The organism is Piscinibacter sp. XHJ-5 (assembly GCF_029855045.1).
In the GTDB taxonomy this organism is placed as follows: domain Bacteria; phylum Pseudomonadota; class Gammaproteobacteria; order Burkholderiales; family Burkholderiaceae_C; genus Albitalea.
Map to the genome: position 1 here is coordinate 3,101,080 of NZ_CP123228.1, position 12,869 is coordinate 3,113,948.

The 12,869-nt window shown below is 69.8% G+C and carries 11 protein-coding genes; 4 read left to right on the forward strand and 7 right to left on the reverse strand.

The genetic code is table 11. The annotated features are described in order from the left end of the window. Positions 1 to 174: 174 nt before the first annotated feature. Positions 175 to 1,092 carry an NAD(P)/FAD-dependent oxidoreductase gene (locus P7V53_RS14620; protein WP_280156200.1) on the reverse strand — a complete coding sequence of 306 codons (918 nt, stop codon included), beginning with the start codon at positions 1,090 to 1,092 and terminating at the stop codon, positions 175 to 177. Next, a complete protein-coding gene (locus P7V53_RS14625; RefSeq protein WP_280156201.1) occupies positions 1,092 to 1,547 on the reverse strand; it encodes a CBS domain-containing protein in 456 nt (151 codons plus the stop codon). The genes P7V53_RS14620 and P7V53_RS14625 overlap by 1 nt, the downstream gene beginning before the upstream one ends. 189 nt (positions 1,548 to 1,736) lie before the next feature. On the opposite strand from P7V53_RS14625, the gene ligD reads away from it, so the two are divergent. Then, the gene (gene ligD / locus P7V53_RS14630) at positions 1,737 to 4,280 is read left to right on the forward strand and encodes a DNA ligase D (RefSeq protein WP_280156202.1); all 2,544 of its coding nucleotides are present in this window, start codon (positions 1,737 to 1,739) and stop codon (positions 4,278 to 4,280) included. Between the two features lie 48 nt (positions 4,281 to 4,328). Here the strand turns inward: ligD and P7V53_RS14635 are convergent, their stop codons facing one another. Next, positions 4,329 to 6,533 (reverse strand): hybrid sensor histidine kinase/response regulator, encoded by a 2,205-nt coding sequence (locus P7V53_RS14635; protein WP_280156203.1) that lies wholly within the window; start codon positions 6,531 to 6,533, stop codon positions 4,329 to 4,331. Between the two features lie 378 nt (positions 6,534 to 6,911). Between P7V53_RS14635 and P7V53_RS14640 the strand changes: the two genes are divergently transcribed. Beyond that, entirely contained in the window at positions 6,912 to 8,294 is a 1,383-nt protein-coding gene (locus P7V53_RS14640; RefSeq protein WP_280156204.1) for a sigma-54 dependent transcriptional regulator, read from the forward strand. Between the two features lie 17 nt (positions 8,295 to 8,311). Here the strand turns inward: P7V53_RS14640 and P7V53_RS14645 are convergent, their stop codons facing one another. Genes P7V53_RS14645 through P7V53_RS14655 form a run of 3 tightly spaced genes read right to left on the reverse strand, consistent with a single transcriptional unit; the run spans position 8,312 to position 10,010 of the window. Next, complete coding sequence (locus P7V53_RS14645; RefSeq protein ID WP_280156205.1) at positions 8,312 to 9,202, reverse strand: transglutaminase family protein; 891 nt, start codon at positions 9,200 to 9,202, stop codon at positions 8,312 to 8,314. Positions 9,203 to 9,253: 51 nt separating this feature from the next. Continuing rightward, complete coding sequence (locus P7V53_RS14650) at positions 9,254 to 9,508, reverse strand: hypothetical protein (protein ID WP_280156206.1); 255 nt, start codon at positions 9,506 to 9,508, stop codon at positions 9,254 to 9,256. 43 nt (positions 9,509 to 9,551) lie between these two features. Then, a complete protein-coding gene (locus P7V53_RS14655) occupies positions 9,552 to 10,010 on the reverse strand; it encodes a response regulator (RefSeq protein ID WP_280156516.1) in 459 nt (152 codons plus the stop codon). A gap of 224 nt (positions 10,011 to 10,234) precedes the next feature. Here P7V53_RS14655 and fumC point away from each other — a divergent pair, with 224 nt between their 5' ends. Together fumC and P7V53_RS14665 are read left to right on the forward strand one after the other, a co-directional pair. Next, entirely contained in the window at positions 10,235 to 11,611 is a 1,377-nt protein-coding gene (gene fumC, locus P7V53_RS14660; protein WP_280156207.1) for a class II fumarate hydratase, read from the forward strand. An 88-nt stretch (positions 11,612 to 11,699) separates the two neighbouring features. Further along, positions 11,700 to 11,939 (forward strand): hypothetical protein, encoded by a 240-nt coding sequence (locus P7V53_RS14665; protein WP_280156208.1) that lies wholly within the window; start codon positions 11,700 to 11,702, stop codon positions 11,937 to 11,939. Between the two features lie 12 nt (positions 11,940 to 11,951). On the opposite strand, the gene P7V53_RS14670 is transcribed toward P7V53_RS14665, so the two are convergent. Continuing rightward, on the reverse strand, positions 11,952 to 12,860 hold the full coding sequence (locus P7V53_RS14670; RefSeq protein ID WP_280156209.1) for an OmpA family protein: 909 nt from the start codon (positions 12,858 to 12,860) through the stop codon (positions 11,952 to 11,954). Between the last annotated feature and the right edge of the window lie 9 nt (positions 12,861 to 12,869).

A 12,869-nucleotide genomic window follows, 5' to 3' on the forward strand; every position in this document is an offset into this window, starting at 1 on the left:
CCAAGCCGCGGAGACGGATGCATCGACGCATGCTGGGCAGACGTCCGTTCGCGTCGGGCGCACATCGTCCAGTGTGAACCCGCCCGTCTGCGTCAGCGCGGGGTCGCGCGGTCCCGGCGGCTTGGCAAGGCAATCGCCGGCAAACGCCGTTCCTGGCGCGAGTTGTGAACTGCCCTAGTCGAGCTGGGGCAGCGCCAGCAGCTCGAGGTGAATATGCGCGGCGGCGCTGGCCGCGTCGCCCACCGCGACCGAGATCTGGTTCAGGCCCTTGGCGACGTCGCCGACGGCGTAGAGCCCGGGCACCGTGGTCTGCTGGTGGCGGTCGGTGAGGAGGTAGCCGGCGCGGTCGTGCTCGGCCCCCAGTGCGACGGCGAGGCCGGAGTGCACGTCCATGCCGAGCGCGCAGTACAGCGAATCGACCACTGTCTGCTGCTCGCCGTGGCTCACCAGCACCCGGCCGTCGTGCAGCCGGATGCCTTGCACCGGTGCGCCTTCGACGGTCACGCCGGCTTCCGCGAGCTCGCGTCCCTGCGCCTCGGTGAAGCGAACATCGCCGGACACCAGGAACACCGTGATGCGATCGGTGAAATGGCGCAGGTACAGCGCCTCGAAGGTGTCGCTGCCGTGGTCGGCGATCAGGCCGATGGCCAGGTCGCGGGCCTCGTAGCCGTCGCACACCGGGCAGTAGCGCAGCGCGCCCTCCTGCAGCGCCTCGGCCAGGTGCGGCATGGTCGGAGCGACGTCGCTGACCCCGGTCGCCAGCACGACCTTGCGGGCCGTGGCGCCGCCGCCGGTCCACTGCACCGCGAAGCCGTCGCGCAGCCGTTCGATGGCGTCCACATGGCCCGCGCGAAAGCGCGTGCCGTAGCGCTCGGCCTGCTCGTGCATCGCGGCGACCAGCTCCGCGCCGACCGCGCCGTTCGGAAATGCCGGGTAGTTGTGCGAGCGCGGAATGGTCGCGGCGCGGCTGCTGCCGTCCTCGACGACGAGCACGCGGCGCAGGAAGCGCGCGAGGTAGATCGCCGCCGCGAGCCCGCCGGGTCCGCCGCCGACGACGATCGCATCGGCGTCGGCGGCCGCAGCTGGCGCCATCAGTGGCGCGCGCCGGAGTTAGAGTCCGGCCGGTCGGGCTCCGACGGCCACGAGACGTCGCGCAGCACCTCGTCGGTGTGCTGTGCCTGCCGGGTGGCCAGGTCGCCCAGCGACACGATGCCGACGATCTGGCCGCGTTCGTCGAGCACGGGCAGACGGCGGATCTGCACGTCGCCCATCTGGCGCATCACCTCGTCGGTGCTCTGGTCCTCGGTGCACCAGCGGGTCTGCTCCGTCATGATCTCCGACACGTGATGCTGGGTCGGCTCCATCCCGGCGGCGGTGGCGCGCACCGTGATGTCGCGGTCGGTGATCATCCCGACCAGCTGGTCGTCGCGGCATACCGGCAAGGCGCCGATGTTGAGCTCGTCCATCAACTGCGCGGCGCGTTGCAGCGTCTCTTCGGGACGGATGACCTCGACGCCGCGCGTCATCACTTCGCTGATTCTTGCCATGGCAGGGGCTCCTGGAGTGGGCGGATCCAGGCTCGGCAGCAACCCGTGTTCCTGCCGCGGCGGGGATTCGGGCTGCAAAAGATCCGGCATTCGCGGCACCGCAACCTACAACGCCGGGCACTTCTTACAGCGGCCGCGCTGGGAACCTCGATTGCTCGACCCGTGCATGTCCCACCGTGCCCCCATGCCATGACCGACCTGCTCAACCGCTACTGGCAGAAGCGCGACTTCGAGGCCACGCCGGAACCACGCGGCAAGGTGTCGCGAAGCGGCAAGGCGCTGTCGTTCGTCGTCCAGAAGCACGCGGCGCGCAGCCTTCACTACGACTTCCGACTCGAGCTCGACGGCACGCTCAAGAGCTGGGCCGTGCCCAAGGGGCCGAGCCTGGACCCGAACGACAAGCGCATGGCGGTGCACGTCGAGGATCACCCGCTGTCCTACGGCAGCTTCGAGGGGGTGATCCCGCCCGGCCAGTACGGCGCGGGCACGGTAATCGTGTGGGACCGCGGGACCTGGGAGCCCGTGGGCGATCCGCGCGAGGGCTATCGCCAGGGCAAGCTGAAGTTCGAGTTGCACGGGGACAAGTTGCAGGGCGGCTGGGCGCTGGTGCGCATGCATGGCCGCCGCGACGAGCGCCAGGAGCCCTGGCTGCTCATCAAGGAACGCGACGAGCACGCACGGCCGGCGGCCCAGTACAACGTCGTCGACGAGCGGCCCGACAGCGTGCTGGGCCAGGCCCAGGCGGCGCGGCCGGCGAAGCGTTCGTCCTCGCGCGGCGCCGCTCGAAAGACGGGCGGCGCGGTCGAGTTGCCCGCCGGGGCGAAACCGGCCGAGCTGCCGCTGGCGTTCGCGCCCCAGCTGGCAACGCTGGTCGATCGCGCGCCGCCGGGCGACGACTGGATCTACGAGATCAAGTTCGACGGCTATCGCCTGCTGGCACGCCTGGACGGCGATGATGTGCGGCTGTTCACCCGCAACGGCAACGACTGGACCGCAAGACTCAAGTCCCTCGCCGCGGCGGTGAAGGCCATCGGCCTGCCGAGCGGCTGGTACGACGGCGAGATTGTCGTGCCGGGCAAGGACGGCGCGCCGGACTTCAATGCGCTGCAGAACGCCTTCGACTCCTCGCGCACCGAGAACATCCGCTACTACCTGTTCGACGTGCCCTACTGCGACGGCCACGACCTGCGCGAAGTCCCGCTGGTGCAGCGCCGCGCCGTGCTGGCCCGGCTGATGCAGGCGACGCACGACGATCGCATTCGCTACAGCGAGGACTTCGTCGCCAAGCCCGACGAGATCCTGCAGAACGCCTGCCGCATGCGGCTCGAAGGCGTGATCGGGAAGCGGCGCGACTCGTTGTACGTGTCGCGGCGCTCGCCTCAATGGATCAAGCTCAAGTGCACGCACCGGCAGGAGTTCGTCGTCGTCGGCTACACCGACCCCGAAGGCTCGCGCGTGGGCATCGGATCGCTGCTGCTGGCCATCCACGACCAGGACGGCAAGCTGCGCTACGCGGGCAAGGTGGGCAGCGGCTTCGACACGCGCACGCTGGCGGCGCTCGAGAAGAAGCTGAAGGCGCTGGCCGTCGCCACGTCGCCCCTGGCCGAGAAAGTGCGCGAGGCGCGCGGCCACTGGGTGCAGCCCCGGCTGGTCGCCGAGGTCTCGTTCTCCGAATGGACGCCGGACGGCCGCATCCGTCACTCCATCTTTCACGGGCTGCGCGACGACAAGCCGGCCTCGGTGATCACCAAGGAGACGCCGGCGCCGGCCAAGGCCGTGGCCGGATCGTCGCCCAGGACGAGCGCGGGGAAGAAGAGCACGCGCGAGCCGCCGGACGACCTCCCGCCGCTGCCCAAGGACCTGCGCATCACCCACCCCGAGCGCGTGATCGACCAGAGCACCGGTCTCACCAAGCAGGATCTCGTCAACCATTACCTGCGCGTCGCGCGGCGCATGCTGCCGCACCTGCAGAAGCGGCCGGTGGCGCTGGTGCGCGCGCCGTCGGGCATAGGCGCGCAGCTGTTCTTCCAGAAGCACGCCGAGACGCTGAAGATTCCCGAGCTGAAGCGGCTCGATCCGGCACTCGATCCGGGCCATCCGCCGCTGATCGAGATCGATTCGTTCACCGCGCTGATCGGCGCGGCGCAGATGAATGTCGTCGAGTTCCACACCTGGAACGCGAAGACGAGCGCGATCGAGAAGCCCGACCGCATGACCTTCGACCTCGACCCCGGCGAAGGCGTGGAGTGGTCCGCCATGCAGGAGGCCGCGGTGCTGATGCGCACGCTGCTCGACGAGATCGGGCTGAAGGCCTTTCTCAAGACCAGCGGCGGCAAGGGCCTGCACGTGGTGGTGCCGCTCGCGCCGCGCGAGGACTGGGACACGGTGAAGGACTTCTCCCAGGCGGTGGTGCAGCACCTCGCGGCCACCGTGCCGAGCCGGTTCGTCGCCAAGAGCGGCGCGAAGAACCGTGTCGGCAGGATCTTCGTCGACTACCTGCGCAACGGCCGCGGCGCGACGACCGCCTGCGCCTTCTCGGCGCGTGCCCGCCCGGGCCTCGGCGTGTCCATCCCGGTGGCGTGGGACGAGTTGCCCGATCTGACGAGCGGCGCCCACTGGACCATCGTCAATGCGCACGAGCGGCTGGACACCGGCGACGACCCCTGGGCCGACTACGCCAAGACACGGCAGACCCTGACGAAGGCAATGAAGGCAATCGGCTTCCAGAAGTGAAGGAGTGCACGCGGCTGCACCGGCGCGGGAGCCGCCGCGAGCCGCGGACTACGAGACCGCCAGCTTCTTGCGTGTCGCTCGCCTCAGCGCAGCGGCCAGCTGATCCGGCGGGCAGGGCTTGGCGATGACGGCGAAGCCGTCTCCCACCGCGGCGTCGAGCCGCGACGTGTAGCCGGTCATGAGGAGCACCGGCAGCTGCGGGTGGCTGCGACGCAGCGACAGCGCGAGCTCCAGGCCATCGGTCCCGCCGCCCATGACGATGTCGCTCAGCACGACGTCGAACCGCGCATCCGCTTCGAGCTGGCGCAGCGCATGCGCCGCCGATCCGGCGCGCACGACGGTGTAGCCGATCGACGTGAGCAGCGCCCCGGTCGCTTCGGCAACCTCGTCGTTGTCCTCGACCATCAGCACCCTGCCGCTGGCGGGTGGAATCGCGCCCATGGCCCCGGCCGCGCCCGCGGCGGCACGAGTCGACCGCAGCAGCATGGTCACGGTGGTCCCTGCGCCCTGGCGGCTCGTCACCGTCGCGGTGCCGCCGGCCTGCGTGCAGAAGCCATACACCTGGCTCAGTCCCAGCCCCGTGCCCTTGCCGACGTCCTTGGTCGTGAAGAAGGGCTCGAACACCCGGTCGAGGACCTCGGGCGCGATGCCGACGCCGGTGTCGCTCACCGCGATCTCGACGAATTCGCCCTGCGCCGGCGAACGCTCCGGCGGCGCGTTGGCGACGGCAATGCGCAGCTCGCCGCCCTGAGGCATCGCGTCGCGGGCGTTGATCGCAAGATTGATCAGCGCCAGTTCGAGCTCGGCCGCATCGACCTCGATCGCGAGCACGTCGGGCGCGATGTCGACGGTGACACGCACCGGGCGCGTCAGCGTGTGCCGCAGCAGGTCGACCACCGACGGCAGCCACTGGCGCAGGTCGATCACCTCGGCGCGCCACGCCTGGCGGCGCGAGAAGGCGAGCAGCTGCCGGGTCAACCGTGAGCCGGCCTCGACGGCGCGCTTGATGGACGCGATCGGCGTCGCCAGGTCGCTGCCCGGGCGCATGCGCTCGAGCAGGTGCGCGTTGTTGTTGACCACCATCAGCAGGTTGTTCACGTCGTGCGCCACGCCGCCCGTGAGGTGGCCCATCGCCTCCAGCTTCTGCGCCTGGCGCAGCGCCGCCTCGGCCTTCAGCCGCTTGTCGGCCTCGGCGTTCAGCTCGCGCAGCACCGCATATTCGCGCCGCGAGCGCACCCACGCCACGCGGGCCACGACGACCAGTGCCAGGGTCATCGGGAAGGTGAAGGCCCCCAGCAGCCACAGCGTGGATCGCCATTGCGCCAGCACCGCGTCGTACGACAGCGACGCGGCGGTGTACAGCGGCGTGTCGCTGATGCGGCGGAAGGCGATCAGCCGCTGCTGGTGGTCGACCGGCGACGTGATGGTCAGCAGGCCGGCACGATCGCCGGCGGCCACCCGCTGCATCATGCGTCCGGTCGGCGGCGCCGCCGCGATCTGCGACGCCGGCGCGGCAGGCAGCGGCATGCGCGTGACGACGGCGCCGCTGGCGAGGAACAGCGAGATCGCCATGCCCGGTTGCGTGCGCCCCAGCTCGGTGTAGAAGTCGAAGAAGTAGGCCGGCCGGATGGCGGCCGACACCACGCCGGTGAAGCGTGGCGTGCTGTCGAAGCGGCGATGGGTCACCAGCAGCAGCTGGCCGGTCTTGTCCTCGGTGTCGGGCATCTCGGAGAAGTGGTAGCCGCCTTCGGGCAGCGCCGCGCGCCGGAAGAAGTCGCGCTGCGCCGCATTGGCGGTGCCGGGCGTCGCGCGGCGGTCGCTGCTGACCAGCAGCCGCCCGTCCGCAGCCCACACGGTGAGCGAACGCAGCGCCGGCACGCGGTCGACGATCTGGCGCAGCCGGGCCTGGATCTCCTCGTGCGACCGGCGAACCTGCTCGTCGGACAAGCCGGCGATCTCTTCGGTGACGCGGTCGAAGGCGAGGGCGTGGGTCTGCAGCACGCGCAGCGCGTGCTCATGTGCGATGGCCACGGCATGCTCGACCTCGGTCTCGGCCTGAGCCATGGCGTTGCGATGGCTTTGCACCGCCGCGACCGCGAACATCACGGTCGGAACGATGGCCGCGGCCCACATCGAGACGAGCAGCCACGTCTCGGTGGCCGACTCGCGCCGCGTGAGCGTCATGAGCAGGCGGCCGATGCGGCTGGCAACCGACACGGACACGGCGCGGGGGAACCACCGATTCAACGGCACGTCGGCTGTCCTTTGCGTACGGGTCAGGCGCCGGATGATATCGATGCACTGCAGCAATGCATGTCCGAGCGGGTGGCGCTCCGTGCATGGCCGAAACAGTCGCATACAACTGGATGGGGTCGGACCGATCGCACATAATGGGCTTCCCCGGACACCCGCCGCACTTTGGTGCCCCGGGCGTTCACCTACTCCGAAGGAAGATTTCGACACCAAGCAGCGGTTGTTGGGACCGCTCCCGGCAGTCAACGGAGGTCGCGACCACAGGCGCTTCAGGCTTCACTTCGCACGCCGGTCGGCCACGACGCCGACCGCGCGCGTTTCGGGCACAAAGCAGTAGACGTGACTTCCCGGGACCCCGGACACACAGGAGGAAGAAACATGCCCCATGCACTGGTCGTTGACGACGAAGCCGATTCGGCCGAAATGATGGCCGCGCTGATCGCGACCGAGGGCTTCACGGTGGCCACCGCCGGTTCGCTGCGCGATGCGCGCAAGCAGCTGGCGCTGCAGGAGCCGGACATCATCCTGCTCGACCTGATGCTGCCCGACGGCAACGGCATGCAGCTGTTCGAGGACGCCAAGGCGCTGCAGAACACCGAGGTCGTACTGATCACCGGACACGCCAGCCTGGAGACGTCCATCCAGGCGCTGCGCCTGGGTGCGGCCGATTACCTCGTGAAGCCGCTCAACATGAAGCAGCTGCACGGCATCCTGTCACGCGTCACCAAGCCTTCCGCGCTGCGCGCCGAAGCCGACAGCCTGCAATCCAGCCTGGAGCAGGAAGGCCACTTCGGCCTGCTGTGGGGCAAGTCGCCCGGCATGCGGCGCGTGTACGAGCAGATTCTGCGCGTCGCGGGCACGGCGGTCACGGTGTTCGTCACCGGCGAGAGCGGCAGCGGCAAGGAAGTCGTGGCCCGCACGGTGCACGACCTCAGCCGCCGGCGCGCCAAGCCCTTCCTCGCCGTGAACTGCGGCGCCATTTCGCCGCACCTCATCGAGAGCGAGATCTTCGGCCACGAGAAGGGCAGCTTCACCGGCGCCGATCGACAGCACCAGGGCTTCTTCGAACGCGCCAGCGGCGGCACGCTGTTCCTCGATGAAATCACCGAGATGCCGCTCGACCTGCAGGTCAAGCTGCTGCGCGTGCTGGAAACCGGCACCTTCATGCGCGTGGGATCCACGCAGCTGCAGGAAACCGACGTGCGCATGATCGCGGCCACCAACCGCAATCCGCTCGAGGCGGTGCAGGCCGGCAAGCTGCGCGAGGACTTGCTGTATCGCCTCAACGTGTTCCCCATCCACCTGCCGCCGCTGCGCGAGCGCGCCGAGGACATCCCGCTGATCGCCGAGCACTTCCTGGACGAGATCTCGCGCCGCGAAGGCCAGATCAAGCGCTTCGCCCCGGCGGCGCTCCAGCGCCTGCAGAGCTATCGCTGGCCGGGCAACGTGCGCGAGCTGCGCAACATCGTGCACCGCGGCTATGTGATGGCGCCGGACAACACGATCGTCGACGAGTGCCTGCCGACCACCGACGCCCCCTTGCCGGTGATGACCGGCGCGCCGGTGCTGCAGATCCGCGTGGGCACGCCGCTGGCGGAGATCGAGCGACAGGTCACGCTGGCCACGCTGGAGTATTTCGGCCGCCACAAGGAGAAGACCGCCGCCACCCTGGGCGTCAGCCTCAAGACGCTCTACAACCGGTTGAAGGAGTACTCGACCGTGCCGGAGCGGGCTGCCAACGGCAACGGCCACGAGGAGTAGGTGGGGGGTGCTCTGCGCTAGGCGGCGGGCGCGCGCTTGGTGACTTTCACGACGACCGACATCCCCAGGTAGTCCGTCGCCGCGCCCACCCACGTGCCGCTCACCGGTGACGCGAAGCTCGCGTGCCGGGCGTAGGCCACGCGGATCAGGTCGGTGCCGCCGATCAGGTTGTTGGTGGGATCGAAGGTGATCCACCCGGCGCCCGGCAGGTACACCTGCAGCCACGCATGCGTCGCGCCCGACACTGCCTGCTGGTCGTTCGTCGCCGGCACTTCGGGCGTGTACACGTAGCCCGAGACGAAGCGCGCCGCGTAGCCCAGCCGGCGCACCGCCTCGATCATCAGCGTGGCGAAGTCGCGACAGCTCCCGCACTGCAGCGACAGCGTCTCGCCGGGCGCCTGCACGCCTTCCTCGTCGCGCGGCTGGTACTTCATCGTGTCGCGGATCTGCTTGGTCATGTCGACCAGCAACTGGCGGCTCTCGGTGGGGCCGTCGGTCCGGATGAACTCGCGCGCCCAGGCCATCAGCTTGTCGTCGGCGTCGTAGAACGGCGTCAGGAAGTGGTGGAGCACCAGCCTGTCCTCGGCGCTGTATTCGAACGGATACGTCTCGGCGCCGGGACTGAGCGGCAGGTCCAGCGCCCGCTCGCCGGTGTGCTCGACGGTGAAGAGGCAGGTGAAGCGCAGCTGCTCGGCCGGCGTCTCGGGCTTCACCAGGGCAATCGAATTCGAGTACGCGTCCTGGATCATCCGGATGTCGGTGGCGCCAGGCTCGACTTTCAGGTCGGTCGCCAGCACCCGCAGGTCATGGCTGTCCCGCGGGCGGAACATCAGGCGATGCTCCCCCAGCTGGACCGGCCTCGCGTAGCGGTATTCGGTGGTGTGGGTGATGTCGAAGATGATCGGCACAGGCATTCCTCGCGGCGGTTGTGCCGATCATCGCCCAGCCGGCAACCGGGATCAGGGCTTGGCGGGCTTCTTCTTCGACTTCAGGTCGCCGGGTGCCTCGCCTTTTGAGTGCGACTTGCCGGCCTGCTCGGCCTGCTCCATCGCGGACGCCTCGCCCGCGTCTTCCGGCTTCGCCTGGCGCGCGCCTTCGTCGACCTTGCCCGACTTGACGAATTCGCCTTGCGCCTTGTCGTAGCGGCGCCCCGCCACGTAGTCGCCTTCGCCTTGCACCTGGCCGCTCTTGGCCTTGTCAGCAGGAGTTCCCATCAGCATTGCTCCTTCACATGGAGGTCGGACGAGCCCTGCGGCCTCAGGGGCCGGCAGGGAAGGGGATAGGCTCGGGCAGGCGGCTGCGGCCCGCTGGCCAGGCCCACCCGGAGGCCGGCAGCGCACGCCAGCCGGCGCGATCCGAGGCGGCCAGGGGACGCTCGAGCAGGCGATCCAGCCGCGTCAGCGCCGCGCAAAGATCCATCGGCTTGTGCCAGACCTCGTCGAATCCGCGGCCCATGAACTCGACGCTGTCCTCGGCGGTCACGGCGACTGCAGGAATGTCGGCCAGGTCCGGTACCCGGCGCAGGCGGGCGAGCAGCTCGGTGCCGTGGCAATCAGGCAGGCGCAGGTCCAGCAGCAGCAGGTCGGGTCGATGCGCCAGCGCAGCGTGCCAGCCGTCCTCGCCGGTCGTCGCCACCACCAGCCGCACGTGCGGCCGCCGGCTCAGCAAGGCTTCCATCACGAGCACGTTGACCGGGTGGTCCTCGACGTACAGCACGGTTTGCAAAGCGCGATCAGACGGCGGCGGGGTGTGAGGCATGGGCATTTGATCGGGTAGGGCGTTGAACTGCAGCAACGGCAACCAGCATGCCCGGGGCGCTCGGGCGGGCGAGCTTCGTGCACGGCGGCACCCGGATGCGCCAGGGCGGCGTGAAAGTTTTGCTTTCCGCAGTACGGGCTTGCACCACGCCGTACAGTGACCGGGCAACTCCGGAGCACGCCATGGCCAAGCGCATCGAAAAGGACTCCATGGGCGACATCGAGGTCGATGCCGACCGCCTGTGGGGCGCGCAGACGCAGCGTTCGCTGTCGCACTTCAGGATCTCCACCGAGCGCATGCCGCCCGAACTGATCGCCGCGCTGGCGGCCATCAAGCAGGCGGCGGCGCGGGTGAACCGCGAGCTCGGACTGCTGGACGAGCCGATCGCCCGGGCCATCGAAGCGGTGGCCGGCGAAGTGCTGCAAGGCAGCTGGGCAGGCGAGTTCCCGCTGTCGGTGTGGCAGACGGGCTCGGGCACGCAGACCAACATGAACCTCAACGAGGTCCTTGCCAACCTTGCGTCCGAGAAGCTCGGCGGGGGACGCGGCAGCGAGCGCCGGGTGCATCCCAACGACCACGTCAACCGCGGACAGTCGTCGAACGACGTGTTCCCGACCGCCATGCACGTCGCCGCGGCCGTCGCCGTGGCCCAGCGCCTGCAGCCCGCGCTGCTGGCGCTGCGCACCGAGCTGGGCGCGAAGGCGCAGGAGTACCGCGACGTGGTGAAGATCGGCCGCACGCACTTGCAGGACGCGACGCCGTTGACGCTGGGCCAGGAGTTCGGCGGCTACGAAGCGCAGCTCGGCATCGCGATGGAGGCCATCGCCGCCGCGCTCAAGCCGGTGCTGGAGCTCGCGCTGGGCGGGACGGCGGTCGGCACGGGGCTCAACACGCATCCCGAGTTCGGCGCGCGCGTGGCCGCGCAGCTGGCCGATTCGCTGGGCCTGCCATTCGTGAGCGCGCCCAACAAGTTCGCCGCGCTGGCCGGCCACGAGCCGCTGGTGATGCTGCACGGCGCGCTGAAGACGGCGGCGACGGCCCTGACCAAGATCGCCAACGACCTGCGATGGGCCGCGTCGGGCCCGCGAAGCGGACTCGGCGAGCTGTCGCTGCCCGAGAACGAGCCCGGCAGCTCCATCATGCCGGGCAAGGTGAATCCGACGCAGTGCGAGGCGCTGACGATGCTGTGCTGCCAGGTGATGGGCAACGACGTCGCCGTCACCATGGGCGCGGCGCAGGGGCACTTCGAGCTCAACGTTTACAAGCCGCTGATCGCGCACAACGTGCTGCAGAGCATCCGACTGCTGGCCGACGGCTGCGAGAGCTTCAACGAGCATTGCGTTCGCGGCCTGCGCGCGAACCGCGAACGCATCGCACAACTCGTCGCGGGCTCGCTCATGCTGGTGACGGCGCTGGCGCCGCACATCGGCTACGACCGCTCGGCCAAGATCGCGCTGAAGGCCCATGCCGAAGGGCTGTCGCTGCGCAACGCGGCGGTCGCGATGGGCGTGCCCGCCGACGACTTCGACCGCTGGGTGAGGCCCGAGCAGATGGTCTGACGCGGGCACGTGCCTTGCCGCGGACACCTCACCAACGCCGCGGCTGTTGCCGCGCGCGACCGTTCCGCGTTTGACCCGAGGTGACACGATGGCGATCCGACTCCTTTCCCTGGCCGTGCTGGCCGTGGCCGCCGGCACGATCTACGCGCTGCGCAAATCGCGCAGCGATTTCTACGAGCCGCACAAGGCCAAGCCGGAGCCCGAGCAGCGCTGGGAAGGCGAAGGCGGCGCGTTGCCCGCCACCGGCGCCCAGATGGGCCCTGACCCGGCGGTGACGACCGCGGCCGACGAGCAGCGCACCACCGATCCGGCGCGCAGCGTGTATTGAGCGCGGCAGGAATCAGTTCAGCGACGCGAAGCGTCCGCGCTCATCCGAGAAGACGACCTCGACGCGCCGGTTCTGCTGCCGACCGGCCTGAGTGTCGTTGCCTGCCACCGGCCGCGCCTCGCCGTGGCCACGTGCCTCGATGCGATCGGGACTGATGCCGCGCGACAGCAGCGCGCTGCGAACGGCCTCGGCGCGCGCCACCGACAACGCGAGGTTGCTGTCGTGGCTGCCGACGCTGTCGGTGAAGCCCTCCACCAGGACGCGCCGCTCCGGATAGCTCTTCAGCACCGCGGCGATCTGGTCGAGCTTGGCATACGCGCCCGGCTTGAGAGAGGCCTGGCCGACGTCGAACAGGACGTCCTGCAGCACCAGCACCATGCCGTGGTCCGTGGGCTTGGCGGCGAGCGCCTGCAGCTCGCGCTGCAGCCGGTCGGCGCGCTCGGTCTGCGCGGCCGCGGCGGCCTGCGCGTTCTGCGCCTGCGTCTGCGCGAACTGCGCTTGCGCACGGGCCGAATCGGCCTGCGCCTGGGCGATCTGCGCGCTCTGCTCGGCTTGCTGCGCTTGTCGCGTGCGGACGTCGGCGCGCAGCCTTTCGCGCTCGGCACCGGCGGTCTCGATGCGTGCGTCCATCGCTCGCTGCGCGGCCAGGTTGAGCGTGAGATGGCCGTGCTGCGCGGCGAGGTAGGCGAGGTGATTGACATCGGCGTCGCCCCGCTTGTCGCTCCACGCCAGGTCGGCGCGGGCCAGGGCTTCGCGCGCGCGCATCAGCTCGGTCTGGGCGTAGCGGTTGACCTCGCCGCTGGCGGCGGCCTGCGCGACGATGCGGTGCGCGTCGTCGAGCAGCACGTTGCGGTCGGGAACGCTGGCGCAGGCGGCCAGGGCGAGCGCCGCGACGGTGGGCAGGAGATGCAATCGATTCATGGCAGGCTC